General features: G+C 43.5%; 18 protein-coding genes and 2 tRNA genes. 16 read left to right on the top strand and 4 right to left on the bottom strand.

The window, feature by feature from the left end; genetic code table 11:
• Positions 1-61: 61 nt before the first annotated feature.
• Positions 62-937, bottom strand: a complete 876-nt coding sequence (locus H8716_RS02040; protein WP_249306863.1) for a hypothetical protein — start codon at positions 935-937, stop codon at positions 62-64.
• A 170-nt stretch (positions 938-1,107) separates the two neighbouring features.
• Here H8716_RS02040 and H8716_RS02035 point away from each other — a divergent pair, with 170 nt between their 5' ends.
• Positions 1,108-1,545 carry a GatB/YqeY domain-containing protein gene (locus H8716_RS02035; RefSeq protein WP_249306862.1) on the top strand — a complete coding sequence of 146 codons (438 nt, stop codon included), beginning with the start codon at positions 1,108-1,110 and terminating at the stop codon, positions 1,543-1,545.
• Between the two features lie 76 nt (positions 1,546-1,621).
• Here the strand turns inward: H8716_RS02035 and H8716_RS02030 are convergent, their stop codons facing one another.
• Both H8716_RS02030 and H8716_RS02025 read right to left on the bottom strand, forming a co-directional pair.
• The gene (locus tag H8716_RS02030; protein ID WP_249306861.1) at positions 1,622-2,662 is read right to left on the bottom strand and encodes a uroporphyrinogen decarboxylase family protein; all 1,041 of its coding nucleotides are present in this window, start codon (positions 2,660-2,662) and stop codon (positions 1,622-1,624) included.
• 59 nt (positions 2,663-2,721) lie between these two features.
• Entirely contained in the window at positions 2,722-4,122 is a 1,401-nt protein-coding gene (locus H8716_RS02025) for an MFS transporter (protein ID WP_249306860.1), read from the bottom strand.
• Positions 4,123-4,346: 224 nt separating this feature from the next.
• Between H8716_RS02025 and H8716_RS02020 the strand changes: the two genes are divergently transcribed.
• Positions 4,347-5,717 carry an MATE family efflux transporter gene (locus H8716_RS02020; RefSeq protein WP_249306859.1) on the top strand — a complete coding sequence of 457 codons (1,371 nt, stop codon included), beginning with the start codon at positions 4,347-4,349 and terminating at the stop codon, positions 5,715-5,717.
• A 24-nt stretch (positions 5,718-5,741) separates the two neighbouring features.
• Here H8716_RS02020 and H8716_RS02015 read toward each other — a convergent pair whose 3' ends face one another.
• Entirely contained in the window at positions 5,742-7,238 is a 1,497-nt protein-coding gene (locus H8716_RS02015) for a PucR family transcriptional regulator (RefSeq protein ID WP_249306858.1), read from the bottom strand.
• 152 nt (positions 7,239-7,390) lie between these two features.
• Here H8716_RS02015 and araA point away from each other — a divergent pair, with 152 nt between their 5' ends.
• The 14 genes from araA to H8716_RS01945 all read left to right on the top strand — a co-directional run bounded on the left by araA (position 7,391) and on the right by H8716_RS01945 (position 23,464).
• Positions 7,391-8,887 carry an L-arabinose isomerase gene (araA, locus tag H8716_RS02010; protein ID WP_249306857.1) on the top strand — a complete coding sequence of 499 codons (1,497 nt, stop codon included), beginning with the start codon at positions 7,391-7,393 and terminating at the stop codon, positions 8,885-8,887.
• Between the two features lie 84 nt (positions 8,888-8,971).
• Positions 8,972-10,573 carry a xylulokinase gene (locus H8716_RS02005; protein WP_249306856.1) on the top strand — a complete coding sequence of 534 codons (1,602 nt, stop codon included), beginning with the start codon at positions 8,972-8,974 and terminating at the stop codon, positions 10,571-10,573.
• Positions 10,574-10,585: 12 nt separating this feature from the next.
• A complete protein-coding gene (locus H8716_RS02000) occupies positions 10,586-11,272 on the top strand; it encodes an L-ribulose-5-phosphate 4-epimerase (protein WP_249306855.1) in 687 nt (228 codons plus the stop codon).
• Between the two features lie 10 nt (positions 11,273-11,282).
• Positions 11,283-12,899 carry a response regulator gene (locus H8716_RS01995; protein WP_249306854.1) on the top strand — a complete coding sequence of 539 codons (1,617 nt, stop codon included), beginning with the start codon at positions 11,283-11,285 and terminating at the stop codon, positions 12,897-12,899.
• 12 nt (positions 12,900-12,911) lie between these two features.
• On the top strand, positions 12,912-14,366 hold the full coding sequence (locus H8716_RS01990; protein WP_249306853.1) for a sensor histidine kinase: 1,455 nt from the start codon (positions 12,912-12,914) through the stop codon (positions 14,364-14,366).
• A gap of 168 nt (positions 14,367-14,534) precedes the next feature.
• On the top strand, positions 14,535-15,521 hold the full coding sequence (locus H8716_RS01985; protein WP_249306852.1) for an ABC transporter substrate-binding protein: 987 nt from the start codon (positions 14,535-14,537) through the stop codon (positions 15,519-15,521).
• A 270-nt stretch (positions 15,522-15,791) separates the two neighbouring features.
• The gene (locus H8716_RS01980) at positions 15,792-17,309 is read left to right on the top strand and encodes a sugar ABC transporter ATP-binding protein (protein WP_249306851.1); all 1,518 of its coding nucleotides are present in this window, start codon (positions 15,792-15,794) and stop codon (positions 17,307-17,309) included.
• Complete coding sequence (locus H8716_RS01975) at positions 17,302-18,363, top strand: ABC transporter permease (RefSeq protein ID WP_249306850.1); 1,062 nt, start codon at positions 17,302-17,304, stop codon at positions 18,361-18,363. The genes H8716_RS01980 and H8716_RS01975 overlap by 8 nt, the downstream gene beginning before the upstream one ends.
• Position 18,364: 1 nt before the next feature.
• Entirely contained in the window at positions 18,365-19,381 is a 1,017-nt protein-coding gene (locus H8716_RS01970) for an ABC transporter permease subunit (RefSeq protein ID WP_249306844.1), read from the top strand.
• A gap of 59 nt (positions 19,382-19,440) precedes the next feature.
• Complete coding sequence (locus H8716_RS01965) at positions 19,441-20,478, top strand: ABC transporter substrate-binding protein (protein ID WP_249306843.1); 1,038 nt, start codon at positions 19,441-19,443, stop codon at positions 20,476-20,478.
• Positions 20,479-20,634: 156 nt separating this feature from the next.
• Complete coding sequence (locus H8716_RS01960) at positions 20,635-21,621, top strand: diaminopimelate dehydrogenase (protein ID WP_249306840.1); 987 nt, start codon at positions 20,635-20,637, stop codon at positions 21,619-21,621.
• A gap of 124 nt (positions 21,622-21,745) precedes the next feature.
• Positions 21,746-21,818: transfer RNA gene (locus tag H8716_RS01955), tRNA-Val, on the top strand.
• Positions 21,819-21,852: 34 nt separating this feature from the next.
• Positions 21,853-21,926: transfer RNA gene (locus H8716_RS01950), tRNA-Met, on the top strand.
• Between the two features lie 233 nt (positions 21,927-22,159).
• Entirely contained in the window at positions 22,160-23,464 is a 1,305-nt protein-coding gene (locus H8716_RS01945) for an O-acetylhomoserine aminocarboxypropyltransferase/cysteine synthase family protein (RefSeq protein ID WP_249306837.1), read from the top strand.
• The last annotated feature ends 12 nt before the right edge of the window (positions 23,465-23,476 follow it).

Raw genomic sequence — 23,476 nt, 5'->3', positions numbered from 1 at the left:
CGCATTTGTCTTTTATGCGAATGTACCGTTTTTGACGGATAAATCTAATTGGATAAGGTGATTAACCTGCTATAGAAATTGCAGCAGCTTTCACCATTTTTTTGCTGGATGTATTTAATCTGATCCATCCGGTTTTGCGTCCGGATTTTACCTGAACATAGAGGTTCTTTTTTACAACAGCAAGTTTCTTTACAGAGAATTTGGCATTTTTCTTAATAGTAAATGATTTTTTGGAAGAACCAGCAGCTTTGTAGGTCTGAATTTTCTGAGCTGCAGTAAAGGATCTTGTAAAGGATTCGTTTTTGCTAGGTGGAATCATACCTGCATCTGCTGTTGCTGCTGTTGATTTTAAAGTAAAGTTCTTACCGGAGTAAGAAAGCGGCATATTGAAGGCATTCACCTGTCCCAGATTCTTGGTTCCGAACCATCCGCGCAGATAAATGGTGTTACCCTTGGCTTTTGTTGCCTGGAAACCGCCCCAGCAGCCATTGCTGGTAATGAAGTTGTTTTTGACATACTGTTTCAGATTCACCAGTTTTTTGTAATCCAGAACACGAGTCAGTTTGTTTTTCTTCATTTCATATAAGCCACAGTTGATTTTATTGCCTTTTTCATAAGTTGTGATTTCAAAGAAAGATTTTTTGGAAAGCTTTACAACCTGAATATTGGTTTCGCCAGTAAGATACATTCCGACAATTTTTCCGTTCACTTTCAATTCAATCTCTACGCGGGTGGTTTCGGTCTCAATTTTGTCTTTTTTGCCGTTTCCGGTAATATCAACAGAAGTGAGTCTGTCTTTTGTAACAGAGCTGCCAGCCCAGGTATTCATTTCATAGACATTGGTTCCTGTTTTTGTAGCCGCCTGAGTTGTTGCGCCAATGCCAAGACAAAGCAGACCGGATAAGATACACATGGATAATTTTTTAAATACTTTCATAATTCGTTTCCCTCTCTTTTTAGATAGTTTAGTCAGCGGATGTTACTGACATTTTCTGTGTAACAAAAAGAGCTGAATATTTCAATAAGGAACCTGTCAAGAAACTGTTGAAATGACAAAAAACCTGTGATAGATTTATTACAGAACACATAGAAAAGAGGTTTTGCAAAATGGAATTAGCAACATTACAGTCTGCCATGATCGCAGCAATGAAAGCAAAGGACAAGCCAAGAAAGGATGCTATTTCCGCACTGGTTTCCGCAGTGAAAAAAGCAGGAATCGATGCAGGATGCAGAGATGATATCCCGACATCCATGGTAGACCAGGTAATCTTAAAGGAACTGAAGTCTGTAAAAGAGCAGATCGATACCTGCCCGGAGAGCAGAGGAGATCTGAAGGAAGAATATCAGTTCCGTTACAATGTGATGCAGGAATTTGCACCACAGCAGATGTCTGCAGAAGAAGTAAAAGCAGTGCTTCAGGAGAAGTTCGCAGAAGTGCTTGCGACGAAGAATAAAGGAATGATTATGAAGACTGTCATGGCTGAACTGAAGGGCAAGGCTGATGGTAAAGTCATCAATCAGGTCGTAGCAGAACTTTGCAGGTAAGACTCAGAATACAGTAATCATAAAACAGAAAAACAGCGCCGGCCTTTTAAAGATCGGCGCTGTTTGGATAAAATATTTAGAACATGATAATCTCTGGTAAACGAGCGGCTTCGATATCTTCTTTTTTCAAGCCAAAGTGTTCGCAGTTGTAACTGTCAATTTCTTCTCCAAGTGTAGCATAAACACCTTTGAATACAGAACCAGGACCGCCCTGTGCAATACATGGGATAAAGTATTTGTTACCACATTCTCCTAAGGTTTTATCTACTACTTTTCGGATTTCTTCCCGATTCCATCCCTCGTAGTCAACAAGACAGTTTTCAATGCCACCCATGAAAGAGATCTTTCCGCCATACTTCTTAATCAACTCAGGAAGATTGTTGGTGGAGAAGCATCCCTGCCAGATATCGATACCCATTTCAATCATATCCGGAACTAAGGTAGCTGCGTAGCTGTCGGAATGATGGATTACAATATCTACTCCGTGATTATGATAGTATCCGTAGATTTCTTTGTAAGGTTCTACGAAAAATTCTTCAAACATTGTAGGAGACATGAAAGTGGTCTTCTGTCCACCCCAGTCATCATGATGGAATAAGGTGTCAGGATGTAGTTTGTCACAGATCAGTTCTGCAAGACGAAGTTCATATTCAGTCAGATATTTGATCAGATCATGCATTTCGTCAGGATACTCAATCAGGTTCTGGAGCGTATTTACGATTTCACCGAGGTGATGACACTGCTCAAATAAGCCAGGAGCTACGAAAGCAGCTTTCAGAGCTTTGGTAGTATCAACTGCATCATACTGTGCTTTGAACATATCCCATTCTTCATTGCAAAAATCGAGAGAAGGAGCGTGCACATATTTCTGCCACTGCTCAATATCCTGAATGACAACCTTATCAGGTGTGTGTACTGGGAAACCTGCAGGAACATTCATTGGATAGCTGTAGGTTACACCCCAGGCATTCTTACAGTCTGGTTCGCCTCTTTTTGGACGAGGGCTGTGCAGACCGGAAGGATTCATAAGAAGTCTGACAAATTCGTACTGATTTACGAAACGGTCAGGATTGCCACCGCGGATACATTCTAATAAGTTTTCTTTTGCTGTTAACATACTTTACTACCTCCTTTATTGTGTTTGTTTGCGTTCCTGTTAATGAATTCTTTTCAGTATTAAGATCTTCTTTTTGCAATTTCTGCAGAATAAGTTTCAACGTCACTGTCTTTTATGCGGTAACCGAATGTAATGATTACCAGGGCAATTAACAGAAGTACTGCCGGAATAATGGTAAAACCAACTGCAATACCATTTTTTACGGATTCTGAAGCCTCTTCTACTGCGATAGCAGGACTGAATCCTGTAATACCCAGAACAGTAGAGATGAAAAGACCTCTGGTGATAACTGCCACTTTAATAGGTACATTCAGGAAGCCCATAACAGCACCGGTACAGTTAACACCGGTTTTATATTCACTGTAAATGGAGCAGTTTGCCAGCATAGGAATGGTCATGGAGGTTACAAATGCTGCGAAGAACCCACCAATGGACATCAGAACGATAACGATATTTGGTGTATGTCTGAATACATAGGATGCAAAGTACAGTACAGAAATACAGATTAATGCAACAGAGAATGTTCCTTTGGAGGAAAGCTGCTTAGCTACTTTTCGACACACAACAGAACCAAGGACTCCGGTAATATTTGAGAATAACAGGAATCGGGTCAGGAATTTCGGATCCAGTGCGATGTAATTTCCATAATATACTGCGAATGCAGAAAAGCAGAAGCTGTACATCATGTAAAACAGATAAGCACCAAGTACGCCGAGAACCTGAGGATTGGATACAATTGCAGTGCCAATACCGGCCTGTTTCTGACCACTGCCTTTTTTGGATGCAGCTTCTTTTGCCAGACGCTCCAGTTCTTCAGCACCGGTTTCTTCGTATCCGCTAAACATTACAAAGTGTGCGAAATAAAGAGCTGCCATGATAGCTCCCAGTGCAAATGCAGTTGCTGCATAGGCGTTATGTTCACCTAATTTAGCAGTAAAGAATGCGACAAGACCAGGTCCTACGTAGGAATAAGTCATTCTTGCCAGATAAGTCCACAGCGTTCTGACAGAAGAAAGAGTATTTCGGTCATCGGCAGAACTGGAAGCAATGTTTACCATTGCCATATTGGCAACGTATGGTATGTTCCATGCAATGTGGCTTGATACGGTTCCAATAATAATGATGGCAGCTGCACCTACGCCAGTTCCAATATTCTTAAACTGGAAAAGATACAGAAACGGAACAACCCATGGAAGAACTGCCAGCCATGAACGGTACCGGCCCCATTTTAATGGTTTCATCTTATTTAACATAATTCCGTAGGTCCACGATAAAGCAGCGTCTATAACACTTCCGATGGTCTGGATTACAGTAACGAGAGCCAGTGGAAACTGTGCGATATTAGTAAGGAAATATGCATAGTAATAAGTCTCAATATTTGTCATCCAGTTAAAACCGAGATCACCCACACCGAAAAAGACCTTTAACCCTTTACTAACAGGTTTCTTTTGCTTTGCCATAAAAACACCTCCCAATACATTTTCCTGTGTAAATTTTTATGTTAAGAATATTCTTAAGTACTGTCATAATTATACAAATCAAAAAAGAAAAATACCTTGTCCTTTGGTACAAAAAAACAAAGAAAAAAAGAATGAAAATTCGTATCGGAGTACGAAAAATGGAAGGGGAAGAATAAGTTAAACTAACAGTAGATATATGAATATAGGAAGAGAGGAGAAAAGACATGGGTGAAAAGACCAAAGAACAGGCTTCTATGGTTCGTGATCTGACCAGTGGGAGCGTGACAAAGCAGATCCTGATTTTCGCAATGCCGTTGTTTGTTGCCAATGCACTGCAGGCAATATACAATCTGGTTGATATGGTAGTGGTGGGACAGGTGATAGGAGGTACAGGAATGTCAGCGGTATCCATAGGTGGTGATGTACTGCATTTACTGACATTTTTGGCTATGGGATTTGCATCAGCAGGTCAGGTGATTATTTCTCAGTATGTAGGTGCAAGGAAACATCATTTAATCAGCAAGATGATAGGTACGATGTTTACTTTTTTATTTGCAATTTCGATTATCATGTCAGTAAGCTGTTATTTACTCAGATATCAGATTCTGAATATTCTGAATACACCTTCAGAATCTTATACATATACGATGGATTACATGGTTATCTGTATTTTTGGACTGATTTTTATTTACGGATATAATATTGTATCGGCTATTCTGCGCGGAATGGGCGATTCCAGAAGACCGTTTGTATTTATCGCAATTGCAGCGGTCATAAATACCCTACTGGATATTTTTTTCGTTGCATTCTGCCATATGGGGGTAGCAGGAGCAGCGCTTGCCACTGTAATTGGACAGGGAGCCAGTTTCGTGATCTCTATATTTTATCTGTACAGGAGGAAAGAGGAATTTGGCTTTGATTTTAAGAGAGAAAGTTTCCGGATATCAGGAGAAGTGCTGAAACCTTTACTGGTACTTGGGATACCAATGGCGATACAGTCTGCAGCAATTAATATATCTAAGATAGTACTGACAGCCTGGATTAATGCAGAGGGTGTGGTTTATTCGGCATTGGCAGGCATCTATAATAAATCGGCTCTGATGATGGGAATTGTGTCCAATTCATTTACTACGGCAGGAAGCTCAATGACCGGACAGAGTATTGGTGCAGAAAAATATGACAGAGTACCAAGAATTTTACAGGTAGTGCTGACGATCGGACTGGCGATAACCATCGTAGTATCTGTGATGCTGTATTGCTTCCCGGATGTAGTCTGTTCCATGTTCACCAGTGACAGAGATGTACTGGCAAAGGCATCTCTTGTGGTGATGCCGGTGATTTTGAATTTCTTCGGCTGCGCAACCAGATCGGGAGCATTTTCATTGATTAATGGTTCAGGAAATTCCAGATTAAATCTTCTGGTGGCGTTGATTGACGGCGTGATAGGAAGAATTGGTCTGGCAGCACTTTTGGGGTTTGTTCTGAACTGGAGAAGTGCGGGCTTCTGGTATGGAGATGCAGTGGCAGGCTTTGCCCCGATTCTGATTGGAACGGTATTTTTCCTGTCTGGAAGATGGAGAAAAGGTGCGCAGTAAGACTGCACTCCTACCAGATAGATGTTAAATATTCAGAGGAAATCCCCGCTTTTCCAGAATATACAGAATCCGGATAGAAAGCCGGATATAATCCATGGTGTAAAGATCATCTGAATGGTAATGAAGGGACTCCTGTATTTTGTTGATACGATATACAAGTGTGTTGCGGTGAAGATGCAGATGTTCTGCTGCTTTTTTTAAAGAACGTCCGTTTTCAAGGTAGCAGATGTAAGTATCCAGCTTGTGATCTTTATCTCTGCAGCGTTCTCTCCACAGGCGAAGAATATCTGGATGCAGGGCGTACATACTTTTTCCGAGATTACCGGAAGTAATCAGATATTCAATTGCACAGTTATAGAAAGAAATACACGGCAGGTGTTCAGCAAGCATGTCAGGATCATAGTGATAAATATGGATCAGATCCATGGCATAATCAGCCTGCTCGCGCAGAAAATTTAGATGATATATTCCCTGAAATTCCAGACTTTCTGTAAGAAAGAAACGATTATACTTAGCAAGATTTAACAGACGTTCTTTCACTGCAGATTCAGGAGAATGATGCAGATTGTGTATAATGTATAATTCTCCGCCCTTTTCTTTTTTCAGAACAGCACAGCCCATAGTGTTGCGGCGCAAGGTCTCCAGAAAGAATCGTTCTTTTACAGTAAGAGTTTCCTGACTTTCCTGAATCTTGATTTTATAGACTTTGTAGTAATCATTGATGTTCCATTGCATATAAGAGAGCAAAAATGTGAGACTCTGAATATTTGTGCCTGTACCATCCAGCAGATTACCAAGACAGTCGAAATTAATCTCGGATAAAGTCTTATCTTCTGATTTTTGTTCAGCCAGAGGAAGACGCAGTTCATTTACGAGAATATTCAGGAGTTCCACATCTCCCTGATTAAATTTTCTGTCTTTTTCCAAAACGATAAGACGTCCACAGATTTTATCCCGGAACCGGATTGGGCTGGACATGGCGTTGGAAGAGTCATTTTTTGTAAAGGCAAAAAGCTGGGCATATTCTACGTCACGAAGCATATTGTTGCTTCGCATAACCTGGAAATGTTCCATGGAAGGATAGCCAAACTCTTTCAGATATGACCATTCAATCCCCATTTCTTCGTCGGTATAGTACCTGCTCATAGCAAGAATCCGATGATTACCGTTAAAAAGCAGAATAGGATTATGAAAAACATTCCAGGACAGATCAATCACCTTCTGGTAATTGAAGTCTTTTAATTGCTGCTTGATTTCATCAATCCAGTCCTGATAAAAGTCAAAAACACTCTGTACCAGTTCCATACCCTGTGTAACAGACATATTTTTAATGATAATCTGGTTTGCTACATCAGAGGCATCATAGCAGATCACGTTAGAGCCTCTGGCTGTGACAACTGCGCAGTCATTGGCATATACCTGACGGGCACTTTTTAATACCTGTTTTGCGTCATTTTTTATATGAAGTTCCAGATCAAAGGAGGTCAGCCGATTAGCAATCATCCACATACTCAGTTTCATGATAGTACCAAACTTTCTTTTTATGTAATTCGTGTCACAAAAATATCCAACCAAATTCGCAAATTCTTCCCTTGTAGGAAATTGCCATTCACGATATATTTATAATATCTTTTTATGTAGATTTATTATAAAATAAATGGAGGTTTGCATCAATGAAAACAATGAAAAATTATAAATTCTGGTTTTGTACAGGATCACAGGATCTGTACGGAGATGAGTGTCTGGCACATGTGGCAGAACATTCACAGAAGATCGTGGAAGAACTGAATAAGTCCGGAGTACTTCCATATGAGGTAGTATGGAAACCGACTTTGATTACCAACGAACTGATTCGTAAGACTTTTAATGAAGCAAACGCAGATGAAGAATGTGCAGGTGTGATTACCTGGATGCATACATTCTCACCGGCCAAGTCCTGGATTCTCGGATTACAGGAATACCGCAAACCACTGATGCACCTTCATACACAGTTTAACCGTGAGATCCCATATGATACCATTGATATGGATTTCATGAATGAGAACCAGTCTGCACACGGTGACAGAGAATACGGTCACATTGTTTCCAGAATGGGCATCGAGAGGAAGGTAGTCGTTGGCTACTGGGCAGATAAAGAAGTGCAGGAAAGAATCGCAAGTTGGATGGCAACTGCAGTTGGTATCATGGAGAGCAGCCATATCCGTGTATGCCGTGTGGCAGATAATATGAGAAACGTAGCGGTTACCGAAGGTGACAAGGTAGAAGCACAGATCAAGTTTGGCTGGGAAGTAGATGCTTATCCGATAAATGAAGTGGCAGAATATGTGGCAGCAGTTCCACAGAATGAGATCGATACGCTGGTAGAAGAATACTACAGCAAATACGACATTATTCTGGAAGGAAGAGATCCTCAGGAATTCAGGAAACATGTAGCTGTTCAGGCCGGTATCGAGATTGGTTTTGAGAAGTTCCTGGAAGAGAAGAATTATCAGGCAGTGGTTACACATTTCGGTGATCTTGGCGCACTGAAGCAGCTTCCTGGTCTGGCTATGCAGAGACTGATGGAAAAAGGCTACGGATTCGGAGCAGAAGGTGACTGGAAGACAGCTGCTATGGTTCGCCTGATGAAGATTATGACAGCAGGCGTGAAGAATCCAAAGGGAACATCCTTCATGGAAGACTATACATATAATCTGGTTCCTGGCAAAGAAGGCATTCTGGAAGCACATATGCTGGAAGTTTGCCCGACCATCGCAGATGGTCCGATTGGCATCAAGGTTTGCCCGCTTTCTATGGGTGACAGAGAAGATCCGGCACGTCTGGTTTATACCTCCAAGACAGGTCCTGCTATCGCAACCTCTCTGGTAGACCTGGGCAACCGTTTCCGTCTGATCATCAATGATGTAGACTGCAAGAAGGTAGAAAAACCTATGCCGAAGCTTCCGGTAGCAACCGCATTCTGGACACCACAGCCAAGCCTGGCTACAGGTGCTGAAGCATGGATTCTGGCGGGCGGCGCTCATCATACTGCATTCTCTTATGACCTGACGGCAGAACAGATGGGTGACTGGGCAGCAGCAATGGGTATCGAAGCAGTTTATATTGATAAAGATACCAGGATCAGAGACTTCAAGAAAGATCTTCAGCTTGGAAGCATCTTCTACAGATAAAGAAAATATGATAAAATCATTTTATACCGAGGGCAGAACCGAATTCTGCCCTCGGTAATATGGGTTAAAAAGGAGAATGGAAAAATGGGTATTAGAGAAGATATTTTAAATGCAAAAACAGCACTTGGTATTGAATTTGGTTCCACCCGAATCAAAGCGGTCCTGGTAGATTCCACCAATGCACCGATTGCATCCGGAAGCCATGAATGGGAGAACCGTCTGGATAACGGTATCTGGACTTACACACTGGAAGATATCTGGGGTGGCCTGCAGGATGCTTACGCAGATATGGCAGCAGATGTGAAGAAACAGTATGACGTAGAACTGGACAACATCGGTGCCATCGGATTCTCTGCTATGATGCACGGTTATATGGCATTTAACAAGGAAAATGAGCTTCTGGTTCCGTTCCGTACCTGGAGAAATACCATCACGGCAGAAGCTTCTGAGAAGCTGTTCAAAGAATTCAATTACAATATTCCTCAGAGATGGAGTATCGCACATCTCTATCAGGCGATCTTAAATGGCGAAGAACATGTAAAAGACATCACATTCTTTACCACACTGGCAGGCTACATTCACTGGCAGCTGACCGGAGAAAAGAATCTGGGTATCGGCGATGCATCCGGTATGTTCCCGATTGACTGCAGCAAGAAGGATTACGACGAAACCATGGTACAGAAGTTTGATGCGCTGGTAGCAGATAAGAAATTCTCCTGGAAATTAAGAGACATTCTTCCAAAAGTATTGGTTGCAGGCGAAAAAGCAGGTGTCCTGACAGAAGAAGGCGCTAAGAAGCTGGATGTATCCGGCAGGCTGAAGAGCGGCATTCCGGTATGCCCGGCAGAAGGTGATGCAGGAACCGGCATGGCAGCAACCAACAGTGTAAAACAGCGAACAGGTAACGTATCTGCCGGTACTTCTATTTTCCTGATGGCAGTTCTGGAAAAGGATCTTTCCAAGGCATATCCGGAACTGGATATGGTAACCACACCGGATGGCAGTCTGGTAGCTATGGTACACTGCAATACCTGTACATCAGATCTGAATGCGTGGGTAGGCCTGTTCCGTGAATTCATGGAGACCATGGGTATGGAAGTAGATATGAACAATCTGTACGGTACTCTGTACAACAAAGCACTGGAAGGTGACAAGGACTGTGGCGGTCTGGTATCCTACAACTACTTCTCGGGCGAACCGATTTCCGGACTGGAAGAAGGACGTCCATTATTTGTTCGTACACCGAACGCACACTTCAATCTGGCAAACTTTATGAGATCTCACCTGTATTCTTCCGTTGCCACACTGAAGATGGGTATGGATATCCTGACACAGCAGGAAAATGTAGAACTGGATCGTCTCATGGGACATGGCGGACTGTTCAAGACCAAAGGCGTAGGACAGAGCATCATGGCAGCAGCTATGAATACACCGGTTACGGTTATGGAGACAGCCGGAGAAGGCGGCGCATGGGGCATTGCACTTCTGGCTTCTTATATGAAGAATAAATCAGAAGGACAGACCCTGGATGAATACTTAAGCAAAGAAGTATTTGCAGGACAGGAAGGAACCACAATGGCTCCGGATGCAGCAGATGTGAAGGGATTCGAAGACTTCATGGCATCTTACGTACCGGTACTGGCAGCAGAAAAAGCCGCTGTAGAGACATTAAAGGTGAACAGCTAAGGAGAGAAAACGATGTTAGAAGAATTAAAAAAACGTGTATATGAAGCAAATATGCTTCTTCCAAAACATGGACTGGTTACATTTACATGGGGAAATGTCAGCGAGATCGACCGTGAAAGCGGTATTTTCGCCATCAAGCCAAGCGGTGTGGATTATGATAAACTGACACCGGACGACATGGTGCTAATGGACCTGAACGGTAACAAAGTAGAAGGAAGATACAACCCTTCCTCTGATACAGCCACACATCTGGAACTGTATAAGGCATTTCCGAAGATCGGCGGCGTGGTACATACCCATTCACCGTGGGCAACCAGCTGGGCACAGGCAGGAAGATCCATTCCATGCTACGGAACCACACATGCAGACTATATGTATGGTGAGATTCCATGTGCAAGATGTCTGACCGGACACGAATTTGATGAATACGAGAAAAATACAGGACTTCTGATTGTGGATGTATTCAAAGACCGTGATTATGAAGCAGTTCCGGCAGTTCTGTGCAAGAATCATGGACCATTTACCTGGGGCAAGGACGGCCATGAGGCTGTACATAACGCAGTAGTTCTGGAAGAAGTAGCCAAGATGGCTGCACGTGCAGAGCAGATCAATCCGAGAATCCAGCCGGCACCGCAGGAACTTCAGGACAAGCATTACTATCGGAAACATGGTGCAAACGCATATTATGGACAGAGGTAAGTAACAGTACATGTTAAAAGTGTTTTTAGTAGAAGATGAAGTAGTTATGCGAAACGGAATCAAGAACAATATTCCGTGGGAGCAGGAAGGATTTGAATTTGTAGGGGAGGCCAGCGACGGGGAGCTGGCCTATCCTCTTATAAAGAGAGAAAAACCGGATATCCTGATCACGGATATCCGTATGCCGTTTATGGATGGTCTTGAACTCAGCAGACTGGTAAAGAAGGAACTGCCACAGATCAAGATCATTATTTTAAGTGGCTATAATGAATTTGACTATGCCAAGACTGCCATCAGCATTGGCGTCACAGACTATCTGCTGAAGCCGATCAGTTCGGCCAAGCTTCTGGAAGCTGTGAAAAAAGTCGGAGATATGATAGAAAAAGAGCAGGACAATGTCCGACTGATGGAGCGTTACGAAAAAGAGATGGAGGAGAATATCCTTCAGGAAAAACATAAGCTGTGGGGCGCATTGGCATCCAACCGGTTATCTACCATCGAACTGCTGGAAAAAGGACAGCGTCTTGGAATGGATTTTACCGCATCTGCATATATGGTATTTTTGTTTAAACTGATGCAGGAGGGTGATGCGACCGGATGCTCGGATGAACTGAACCGGGCATCGGAAAAAGTGAACAGTCTGTCAGGAACCTGGAAAAAGGTGCTGAGCTTTGACCGAAGTCCGGAAGGATGGGCATTTCTGATTAAGGGAGAGTCAGAAGCTGAGGTTCTGGAGAACTTTGCCGAGACGAAAAGGGAACTTCTGAATCTGGTAGCGATGTATCCGAAAGTAGAGTACTTCGGAGGACTGGGAAGTATTGTGCAGCGGATTGGAGACATCCAGAATTCTTATAAAGAAGCTGCAAGAGCATTTTCCAGCCGATTTTTCCTGGATGCCAATCAGATTGCAGACAGTGCTGATATGGTTTCACTACATAATGAAGAAGATGGAAAGATCGACGTCAGTAAAATGCTGTCAAAAAAGAGAGAGCATGAGCTGGTGGAAAAGTTCTTCAAAAACGGAACCGTGGAAGAAGTAGACAGCTTTCTGGATGAACTGTTTCAGGGTATCGGGGAGCAGAACTGCAAGTCACTCCTGTACCGACAGTATGTGGTAATGGATCTGTTTTTCTGCGCCACTGATTTTCTGGGAAATCTGGAAATTGGCACAGAAGAATTGCCGGAAGAATGCAGAGATATCAATCAGATAGTGGAAAAGGCAGGAAATGCCCAATCTCTGCGGCACCAGATCGGTATTCTGTTTTCGGAGACCATGATGCTGCGAGATGGGCATTCTAAGAAAAAATACAGTAAATTGCTGGAAGATGCAAAAGCGTTTATTGATGAGAATTACAGACATGATGATATGTCGCTGAATATGGTGGCAGCACAGGTGAATATCAGTCCAAGCTATTTCAGTACCATTTTCAGCAGTGAAATGGGACAGACTTTTGTAGAATATCTGACTCACGTGCGCCTGGAAAAAGCCAAAGAGCTTCTCATGTGTTCGAATATGAGAACGGCGGAGATTGGATATGAGGTGGGATATAAGGATTCCCATTATTTCAGCTATATCTTTAAAAAAGTGGTAGGATGCAGTCCGAAAGAATACCGTAACCGCAAGTAACAGGAGATTCTTATGAAAAAAAAGAAAACTTCACTGAGCAGCCGCCTGAATGTTATGGTTGCCGTCTGCCTGATTCCTCTTCTGGTAATCGCATTCTATCTGATCATCATGTTATACCGCTTTTCAGAACGGTATGATGAGACGGTTCAGAATATTACCACAGCTAACGAATATAACCTGGACTTGAAGGAACAGGTGGATTATACCATGTACATTATTGTAGTGAATTCGGAACGTGCCGATGAACTGGTGGATACGGCTGCGCCACAGTTGCTGATCACTCAGGCACAGGAAGATTTTAAAAGGCTGTATGACAACGCTGGTGCTTCTTATGCCAAAAATAATCTTCAGCGCATTCTGAAATCACTCCAGTCGCTGGAGACCAGTGTGGCAGAGATTAAGCAGGATGCTACGGTCACCGGTAACTATGACCGGAATCTGGAACGTCTGGATCTGGATATTCGGGTACAGACAGAACTGATTCAGGATCAGATCCAGGAATATATCTATCATGAAGCAAGTGATCTGGAGGCACTGAGAGAAGGAATCCGAAGAGATGTAACGACAGCAATAGAGATTACCATTGCCTGTATTTTGATTATTCTGGTAAGTACCTTGCTGCTTAGCCGTAAGATCAGCCACAATCTGACAAAAGGAATTGACCAGCTTCGTATGGTGACCAGAAAAGCCGGACACGGTGATTTTGCGGTTCGTGCAAGTCTGGAAGATGGGGACGAGGAACTGGAAGAACTGGCAGATGGTTTTAACCAGATGGTGGAACGGATCGGTAATCTGGTGGAAGATATTCAGGTGGAACAGCTGAACTTACGTACCACAGAACAGAAGCTTCTTCAGGCTCAGATCAATCCGCATTTTCTCTATAACACGCTGGATGCTATCATCTGGCTGGCCGAGGCAGGGGAAAAAGAGCAGGTAATTATGATGGTAACGGCGTTGTCAGATTTTTTCCGCACTACATTAAGCAAAGGCAGGGATTACATCACAGTAGAGGAAGAAGAATCCCATATCCGAAGCTACCTTCAGATTCAACAATTCCGCTATCAGGATATCCTGGAATACGAGATTGATATACCGAAAGAGATGCACGAATACCAGATTTTGAAGCTGACGCTGCAGCCACTGGTGGAAAATGCGCTGTATCACGGCATTAAAAATAAGCGTGGCATGGGACATATCCGTGTATCCGGTCATATAGATTCCGGGTATCTGGTCTTTCTGGTGACAGATAACGGGCTGGGCATGACACCGGAGAAGCTGGCAGAGGTACAGGAAGAGATGAACAGTGACCATCTGGATGAAAGGAATACAGACCCGTCGGGATTCGGACTCTATAATGTAGTGCAGAGAATTAAATTGAACTATGGACCACAGTATGGAATCTGGATTTCCAGTACCTATGGAGAAGGCACCGAAGCCAGAGTAGAGATTCCGGCAATAAAAAAATAACCATTTTCTAAAAAAAATAAACTTTTTTTCACTTGACTGAAAAATGCAGTAAAAAAAACGAACCGTTTTCAAAATTCTATCCGTATTCAACAAAAGAAAAAAGAGATAGAATACAGCTATAGTCAATAAGGACTAAATAGTTCGTGAAAAATTAGGAGGATGGTAAAAATGAACAAAAAAATTATCGGTGTTGTAGCTTGTAGCGCAGTAGCAGCTTCTATGGCAATTGGAGCATCCGCATCAGATGATCTGATCAAAGTTGGATATGCTCAGGTAGGACATGAATCTGACTGGCGTACCGCTAACACACAGAATTATCAGGATGTGTTCTCAGAAGCAAACGGATATGAGCTTTCTTTCGTAGACTGCGATAACGATAACGCAGCTCAGATCGAAGCAGTTCGTAACTTCATCAACCAGGAACTGGATTACATTGTAATTGCTCCAATCCAGTCTGCAGGATGGGATACCGTACTTCAGGAAGCACAGGATGCAGGAATCCCTGTTATCATCGCTGACCGTGAAATCGAAGCATCTGATGATCTGTATGATGCATGGGTAGGAACCAATACCACAAACGAAGGTATCACAGCTGGTAACTGGCTGGCAGAAAACCTGGATGGAAAAGAAGCTAATATCCTTGTAATCGAAGGCTCTGTTGGAGCATCTGCAGCACTCGGACGTTCAGACGGATTTAATCAGGTAGCAGCAGAACATGACGAATGGACAATCCTTGATTCCCAGTCTGGTGACTTCACACAGGATGGTGGACAGGAAGTTATGGAATCCTTCATCAAATCTTACGAAGGACAGTTTAACGTAGTTGTTTGCCACAACGATAACGAAGCATACGGCGCAATGGATGCAATGGATGCAGCAGGCATCACATACGGTGTTGACGGTGATGTTACTCTGATTTCTTTCGATGCTACACATGATGGACTTCAGTACACACTGGATGGCAAGATCAACTGTGATGTTGAGTGTAACCCAATTCAGGCAGAAGTTGTTGCTGGTGTAATCCAGAAGATGGAAGCCGGAGAAGACTATGACAAGACTACTCTGGTAGAAGACTCTGCATTCGTAGCTCCTGGTATCGAAAGCGAATATGCAACAACAATGACAGACGAAATCCTGGCAGGTCGTGCATACTAATCCACTTGTTTTGCAGGTAAATTAGCGTAATTTTCGCAACCAATGTCCCGCGAAGTGTTTTGTGTGAACGAAGATCACACAAAACATGAGACATATCGCGCGAAGCGTGTTGCTGATCACGGAGTGAGCAGTAACAAATTAGCCAAATAAGCAGGAGGGAGGAATTCCCGAAAGGGTATTTCTCCCTCTTATTGTTTAAATATATGAGGAGTAAAAATAACCCGGCAACACTGTGTACGCTGTACACAGGCAGCGAAGGGAGGAGAAACTTTGGAAGCAGGCGTAGTATTGAAAATGAAAGGAATCTGCATGGAATTCCCTGGAGTAAAAGCTCTGGAAGATGTAGATTTCACACTGAAAAAAGGTGAAATCCGTGCACTGATGGGTGAAAATGGTGCCGGTAAATCCACACTGATCAAATGTCTGACCGGTGTAAATAAGTTCCAGAAAGGTGAGATCTTCCTTGATGGAAAGCAGATTATAAATAAAGATACCATGGATGCCCAGAACAAGGGTATTTCCACTGTATATCAGGAGGTAAATCTTTGTCCGAACCTTTCTGTGGCAGAAAACCTCTATATCGGACGTGAACCTCTGACTAAGATCGGAACGGTAAACCGAAAAGAGATGAACAAACGTGCAGCGGCTCTGATGAAGGAACTGGACCTGGACGTAGATGTAACAAGAAACCTTGAAGAATATTCACTGGCATTGCAGCAGATGATTGCCATTGCCCGTGCTGTAGATATGGACAGTAAAGTGTTGATTCTGGATGAACCGACATCTTCCCTGGATGATAATGAAGTAGAGAAGCTGTTCACCATGATGCGTAACCTGAAAGCAAAAGGAGTAGCAATTATCTTTGTAACCCACTTCCTGGAGCAGGTATATGCAGTCTGTGATGGTATTACTGTACTGAGAAACGGTACACTGGTTGGAGAATATGAGATCGCAGATCTGCCAAGAGTGAAGCTGGTAGCAGCTATGATGGGTAAAGACTTTGATGATCTGGCAGCAATTAAGCCGGAAAATACCGGAGATAAGAGAAAAGAACCGATGGTCATTGAAGCAAAAGGCATCAGCCATGCCGGAACCATCAAGCCATTCGATCTGGAAATCCACAAAGGTGAGGTTATCGGTCTTACCGGTCTTCTGGGATCCGGACGAAGTGAACTGGCTCGTGCAATCTATGGTGCTGACCGTGCTCAGACCGGTACCCTGAAGGTAAAAGGACAAGAAGTAAAGATCAAACAGCCAATCGATGCAATGAAGCTTGGTATGGGACTCCTTCCGGATGACCGTAAGGCAGAAGGTATCATCGGAGATCTTTCTATTCGCGAGAATATTATTCTTGCTATTCAGGCAAAAGCCGGAATTATGAAACGAATTCCAATGGCAAAACAGATTGAGATCACAGATAAATACATAGATCTTCTTCAGATCAAATGTGCAAGCCGTGAGACATTGATCAAACAGCTCTCCGGTGGTAATCAGCAGAAGGTTATTCTTGCCCGCTGGCTGGCAACCAATCCGGATTTCCTGATCCTGGATGAGCCGACCCGTGGTATTGATATCGGAACGAAGACAGAGATTCAGAAGCTGGTTCGACAGCTGGCAGATGAAGGTAAGAGTCTGATCTTCATTTCTTCCGAGATCGAAGAAATGCTTCGTACCTGTAACCGTATGGCAGTTCTTCGTGACGGTGCAAAAGTTGGAGAAATTGATGAATGTGACATGAACCAGATGAGTGTCATGAAAGCAATCGCAGGAGGTGAGAAGAATGAGTAGTCTGAAAAAACTGACACAGAAACGCCTGTTCCTGCCGATCTTCAGTATGATTTTAGTCATGCTCATTAACGTAATTTACGATATCGCATGTGGTAATATGCCATTGCAGTTCTTCGTAATTACAATTAAGAATGGCGTTTTATACGGACGTTTGATCGATGTCCTGAACCGAGGCAGTGAGATTGCCATTCTGGCAATCGGTATGACACTGGTTGTATCTTCCTCAGCAGGAACTGATATTTCCGTTGGATCTGTCATGAGTCTGTACGCAGGTGTCTGCTGTATGATCCTGGCAGGTTACGGTAATGTTAATGTTTCCAGTTATGCACATCCGCTTCTGGTTGGTATTCTTGGCGGTCTTGCAGTTACTACGATCTGTGGTCTGTTTAATGGTCTTCTGGTTGCTTACCTGAATATTCAGCCGATGGTCGCCACGTTGATCCTGTGGTCGGCAGGCCGTGCCATAGGTCTTCTTCTTTGTAACAGCCAGATCGTATATGTACGTGTACCTTCTTTCCAGAAAATTGGTGCATACACAGGAATTATCCCGACACCAATCATTGTTGCAGCAATCTGTATAGCTATTGCAGCATGTGTACTGAAGTTTACCGCTCTCGGAACTTATATTCAGAGTGTTGGTATCAACAAAAAAGCATCCAGAATTGCCGGATTTAACTCTGCAAAGATTATTCTTCTGACCTATATTATCTGTGGTCTGTGCTCAGGTCTGGCAGGTATGGTGGCAACATCCCGTATCTACTCCGCAGATACCAATAACATTGGTCTGAACATGGAAATGGATGCGATCCTTTCCGTAGCCCTCGGTGGTAACAGTCTTGGCGGTGGTAAGTTTAACCTGGCAGGTTCCATTATCGGAGCTTATACCATTCAGGCAATTACTACAACGCTGTATGCACTGGGCGTATCCTCTGCACAGGCACCGGTATTCAAGGCTATCGTAGTTATCCTGATCGTAGTTATTCAGGCAGAGCCGTTTAAGGTTTACATGAAGAAACTGACAGCAAAAAGAGCACAGGCAAAGGAGGCAGCATAAGATGAAAAAATCAAAAATCAGCAGTAACAATCTGCTGCTCCTGATTACAATTGTACTGTTTTTTGTAATGTATCTGGCAGGATGTGGAGTCTATGCAAGCAAAGGTTTTACAAAAGCACAGAACTTTATGAACATTCTGATTAATAATGCCGGTCTGATTTGTGTAACCGCAGGTATGACTTGTGTTATGCTGACCGGTGGTATTGATATCTCTGTTGGTTCACTGATTGCCATGGACTGTATGATTCTGGCAGTCGGTATTGAACGCTGGCACTGGAGCAGCCCGGTGCTGATGCTGTTCATTCTGGTCATCGGCATTGTATTTGGATTCGTACAGGGATTCTGTATTGCGTATCTGGATATTCAGCCATTCATCGTTACTATGGCGGGATTGTTCTTTGCCCGTGGTATGACCGCAGTGATCTGTAAGGAACAGGTAAGTATTGTATCTGACAAGATCTTTACGGCACTGTCCAACTTCAAGATCCAGTTCCCGTTTGGCGGAACCATAAATAAAAAAGGTGTTCTGGTACTTCCGTATATCCGAATCACCGTTATCGTAGCACTGATCGTGGTAGTTGCAATTTACCTGATGCTGAAGTATACTAAATTCGGCCGCAGCATTTATGCGATCGGCGGAAATCAGCAGTCAGCAACCCTGATGGGTCTGGATGTAAAGAAGACAAAACTGAAAACCTATATGTTATCCAGTTTCCTGACCTCCATCGGTGGTATCTGCTTCTGTCTGAATACGATGGCAGGAACAACTACTCAGGCAACCGGTCTGGAAATGGATGCCATTTCTTCAGCCGTTATCGGTGGAACACTTCTGACCGGTGGTGTGGGAAATGTCATTGGATCTCTCTTCGGAGTATTGATTAATGGTACGATCTCCGCACTGGTAAAAGCGAACGGTAAACTGATCAGTTCCTGGGCAAATATCGTAACAGCGATTCTGCTTTGCTTCTTCATTATCCTGCAGAGTATTTTCGCTAAGATCAAAGAAAGTAAAAAATAAAGATACATACAAGAAGGGGCCTGATAGCAGGCTCCTTTTTGTGTTTCAAGGAGGAAGCGATGAAGAGAGGAGTACTGCTCGGTATCCTGATGGCAGGCGTGGCATTTGTCTGCAGTGGATGTCAGAGTTCTGGAAGCTGGCAGGGAGAAACCAGTTATACCTCTTCTGTGACACAGACAGAAACTGAAATTGATGAGAATCTGATCGTGGTAGGAGTATCCCAGGTGGGGGCGGAATCAGACTGGAGAATTGCCCAGACCAACTCTATCAAAGAAGAACTGACAACAGAAAATGGATTTTATATGATTTTTGATAATGCACAGCAGAAGCAGGAAAATCAGATTAAGGCGGTTCGCAATTTTATTTTGCAGGAAGTGGACTATATTGTGCTGGATCCGATTGTGGTAAGTGGATGGGATAATGTCCTTCAGAATGCCAAAGATGCCGGAATTCCGGTTATTGTGATTGACCGTAATGTGGAACTGGAGGATGACAGTCTCTATGTCACCAGCATCTTAACGGATTCTGAAGCAGAAGGCCGTAATGCAGGATATTGGCTTGCAGATTATCTGGAAGAACAGGGAAGAGATGAGGAAGATATCAATATTGTTATGCTTCTGGGAACAGAAGGCGCATCTGCACAGATCGGACGAACTAAGGGATTTGCAGAAGTTGCAGCGGATCATGAGAACTGGAAGATACTGGAACGGCTTGGCGGGGATTTTACACAGGCAAAGGGGCGGGAATCCATGGAGACACTGTTGGAAAAGTATGATGATATCGATGTGGTGATCAGTGAGAATGATAATATGACTTTTGGCGCTGTGGATGCCATACAGGCAGCGGGAAGATCCTGCGGACCGGATGGGGACATGATTATGATTTCGTTTGATGCAGTCCGAGCGGCACTGGAAGCTATGATGGCAGGTGAGATTAATGCCGATTTTGAGTGCAATCCGCTTCAGGGTCCGTTACTGGCAGAGACCATCAGACGGCTGGAAAATGGAGAAGAGGTAGAGAAGATCCAGTATGTGGATGAGACATATTTTGATACCACCATGGATCTGGAAACATTGATGAAGGACCGGGCTTATTAGAAAAAACTAATTAAAAAAATGAATAAGAACCACACATTTTCTTAATTTGCATGCTGCATGTGATTGTGATATGATAAACTCCGTAAAGAGGACGGAAAAGCCGAAAAACTGGACACTTTTCGGCTTTTTAAATTGATAAAAAGGAGATTTAAGGATATGAGCAAAGTAAGAATTGGTATTATCGGCTATGGAAATATCGGACGTGGCGTGGAAGCTGCGATCAAGCAGAACCCGGACTGTGAAATGGCTGGTGTATTCACCAGACGTGATCCTGCAACAGTGAAGATCACCACAGAAGGTGGAAAAGTATATCCGGTCAGTGAACTGGCAGCACATAAAGATGACATTGATGTCTGCATCGTATGCGGCGGAAGTGCTACAGACCTGCCAAAGCAGACCCCGGAGATTGCAAAGATGTTTAACGTAGTAGACAGTTTTGATACTCATGCAAGAATTCCGGAGCATTTTGCCAATGTAGATGCAGCTGCAAAAGAAAGCGGACATGTAGGAATCATCTCTGTGGGCTGGGATCCGGGAATGTTTTCTCTGAATCGTCTCTATGGCAATGCGATTCTTCCGGAAGGAAAGGATTATACCTTCTGGGGACGCGGAGTCAGCCAGGGACATTCTGATGCTATCAGACGTGTAGAAGGTGTACAGGATGCAAGACAGTACACCGTACCGGTAGAAGCAGCAGTAGAAGCCGTTCGCAACGGTGAGAATCCGGAACTGACCACCAGACAGAAACATACCAGAGAATGCTACGTAGTAGCAAAAGAAGGTGCAGATCTGAAGCAGATCGAACATGATATTGTGACCATGCCGAACTATTTTGCAGATTATGATACAACGGTTCATTTCATTTCACAGGAAGAACTGGACAAGAACCATAAAGGAATTCCACATGGCGGATTTGTTATCCGCAGTGGTGCAACCGGAGACGGAACCAACAAACATATCATTGAATACAGACTGAAGCTGGATTCCAATCCGGAATTCACATCCAGCATTCTGGTAGCTTATGCAAGAGCTGCCAAGAGACTGGCAGATGAAGGTGTATCCGGATGCAAGACCGTATTCGATATTGCACCGGCATATCTGTCCGCAATGAGCGGAGAAGAAATCCGTGCACATCTGCTGTAAAAAGCAATAAAATATGGCACCTGTTTTCTCAGGTGCCACATTTTTTGAAAAAATAAAAAAAGTGCTTGACGAATGACGTAAGTCATTGTATACTAATGAAGTGTTCGAGAGAACCGAACAACGTGGGGTCTTAGCTCAGCTGGGAGAGCATCTGCCTTACAAGCAGAGGGTCACAGGTTCGAGCCCTGTAGGCCCCACTTATTTTTCGGAATTGATCACAGAACAGAATATGGCGGAATAGCTCAGTTGGCTAGAGCACACGGTTCATACCCGTGGTGTCGAGAGTTCAAATCTCCCTTCCGCTACTACGTAGCCTGGACAGTTTGTCCAGGCTTTTTCTTTGTTAGAATATCATTTTTGCACAAAACGGAAACAGACCGGTCAAACATTGACACTAAGCATCCTGCTATAGATTGAATCTATGGCAGGATATTTTTTCCATATATTAGACAGCATTAACCTACTGTGTTACTATGATTACATCAAAAAACGAAAAACACATTGAAATATAACATAGAGAACACGGAGGAAAACAATCATGGCAAATATTAACGATTCTAAAAACTGGGGATTTGAAACAAAACAGCTGCACATCGGACAGGAGCAGGCTGATCCGGTAACCGATGCAAGAGCAGTTCCAATCTATGCAACAACTTCTTATGTATTCCATAATTCACAGCATGCAGCAGACAGATTTGGTCTCAGAGATGCAGGTAATATCTACGGAAGACTGACCAACCCGACAGAGAGCGTATTTGAAGAACGTATCGCAGCACTGGAAGGCGGAAGCGCAGCACTGGCAGTAGCATCCGGAGCAGCAGCTATCTCTTATACATTCCAGGCACTGGCAAAATCAGGTGAACATATCGTAGCAGCAAAGACCATCTATGGTGGAACCTCCAACTTGCTGGCACATACACTTCCGCTGACATCCGGCATCACAACCACATTTGTTGATCCAGAAGTAGAAGGTTCCTTTGAAGCAGCTATTCAGGAAAATACAAAAGCAATCTTCATCGAGACACTGGGCAATCCGAATTCTAATCTGATTGATATCGAAGCAGTTGCAAAAATAGCACATGCACATAACATTCCACTGGTAGTGGACTCTACCTTTGCAACACCGTTCCTGATCCGCCCACTGGAATATGGCGCAGATATCGTGGTACATTCTGCAACCAAGTTCATCGGCGGTCACGGAACAGCCATCGGTGGTGTGATCATCGACGGAGGAAGCTTTGACTGGAAGGCATCCGGAAAATATCCATGGATCTCAGATCCAAACCCAAGCTATCACGGAGTATCCTTCAGCGAAGCAGCAGGACCAGCAGCATTTGTAACATACATCCGTGCCGTACTCCTTCGTGATACAGGAGCAACACTTTCCCCATTCCATGCATTTATCTTCCTGCAGGGATTGGAAACACTTTCACTGAGAGTAGAGAGACATGTAAGCAATGCACTGAAGATCGTAGAATATCTGAACAATCATCCACAGGTAGAAGCAGTACATCATCCATCACTGCCAAGCGAACCGAGCCATGAGCTTTACAAAAAATACCTTCCAAACGGTGGTGGATCTATCTTCACATTTGAGATTAAAGGTGATGAAAAGACAGCACAGAACTTTATAGATCATCTGTCCATCTTCTCACTGCTGGCAAATGTTGCCGATGTAAAATCTCTGGTAATCCATCCGGCAACTACCACACACAGCCAGTGTACCGAAGAAGAACTGTTAGATCAGGGTATCAAGCCAAACACCATCCGTCTTTCCATCGGTATTGAAAAAGTGGAAGACCTGATTGCAGCACTGGATGCAGCTTTCGAAGCAGTAAAATAAATCAGATGTGAA

Source organism: Jingyaoa shaoxingensis, assembly GCF_014385005.1.
GTDB classification, from domain to species: domain Bacteria; phylum Bacillota; class Clostridia; order Lachnospirales; family Lachnospiraceae; genus Marvinbryantia; species Marvinbryantia shaoxingensis.
The sequence above is the reverse complement of the archived record's forward strand: the minus strand, read 5'-3'. Positions and strand labels throughout refer to the sequence as shown.

What these genes read in the sequence shown, in the direction of transcription:
- H8716_RS02005 (WP_249306856.1), top strand. Translation starts at nt 8,972, where the DNA reads ATGGGTATTAGAGAAGATATTTTAAATGCAAAAACAGCACTTGGTATT.
- H8716_RS02035 (WP_249306862.1), top strand. Translation starts at nt 1,108, where the DNA reads ATGGAATTAGCAACATTACAGTCTGCCATGATCGCAGCAATGAAAGCA.
- H8716_RS01975 (WP_249306850.1), top strand. Translation starts at nt 17,302, where the DNA reads ATGAGTAGTCTGAAAAAACTGACACAGAAACGCCTGTTCCTGCCGATC.
- H8716_RS02030 (WP_249306861.1), bottom strand. Translation starts at nt 2,662, where the DNA reads ATGTTAACAGCAAAAGAAAACTTATTAGAATGTATCCGCGGTGGCAAT.
- H8716_RS01960 (WP_249306840.1), top strand. Translation starts at nt 20,635, where the DNA reads ATGAGCAAAGTAAGAATTGGTATTATCGGCTATGGAAATATCGGACGT.
- H8716_RS02040 (WP_249306863.1), bottom strand. Translation starts at nt 937, where the DNA reads ATGAAAGTATTTAAAAAATTATCCATGTGTATCTTATCCGGTCTGCTT.
- H8716_RS02025 (WP_249306860.1), bottom strand. Translation starts at nt 4,122, where the DNA reads ATGGCAAAGCAAAAGAAACCTGTTAGTAAAGGGTTAAAGGTCTTTTTC.
- H8716_RS01965 (WP_249306843.1), top strand. Translation starts at nt 19,441, where the DNA reads ATGAAGAGAGGAGTACTGCTCGGTATCCTGATGGCAGGCGTGGCATTT.
- H8716_RS02020 (WP_249306859.1), top strand. Translation starts at nt 4,347, where the DNA reads ATGGGTGAAAAGACCAAAGAACAGGCTTCTATGGTTCGTGATCTGACC.
- araA (WP_249306857.1), top strand. Translation starts at nt 7,391, where the DNA reads ATGAAAACAATGAAAAATTATAAATTCTGGTTTTGTACAGGATCACAG.
- H8716_RS01995 (WP_249306854.1), top strand. Translation starts at nt 11,283, where the DNA reads ATGTTAAAAGTGTTTTTAGTAGAAGATGAAGTAGTTATGCGAAACGGA.
- H8716_RS01945 (WP_249306837.1), top strand. Translation starts at nt 22,160, where the DNA reads ATGGCAAATATTAACGATTCTAAAAACTGGGGATTTGAAACAAAACAG.
- H8716_RS01970 (WP_249306844.1), top strand. Translation starts at nt 18,365, where the DNA reads ATGAAAAAATCAAAAATCAGCAGTAACAATCTGCTGCTCCTGATTACA.
- H8716_RS01985 (WP_249306852.1), top strand. Translation starts at nt 14,535, where the DNA reads ATGAACAAAAAAATTATCGGTGTTGTAGCTTGTAGCGCAGTAGCAGCT.
- H8716_RS02015 (WP_249306858.1), bottom strand. Translation starts at nt 7,238, where the DNA reads ATGAAACTGAGTATGTGGATGATTGCTAATCGGCTGACCTCCTTTGAT.
- H8716_RS01990 (WP_249306853.1), top strand. Translation starts at nt 12,912, where the DNA reads ATGAAAAAAAAGAAAACTTCACTGAGCAGCCGCCTGAATGTTATGGTT.
- H8716_RS02000 (WP_249306855.1), top strand. Translation starts at nt 10,586, where the DNA reads ATGTTAGAAGAATTAAAAAAACGTGTATATGAAGCAAATATGCTTCTT.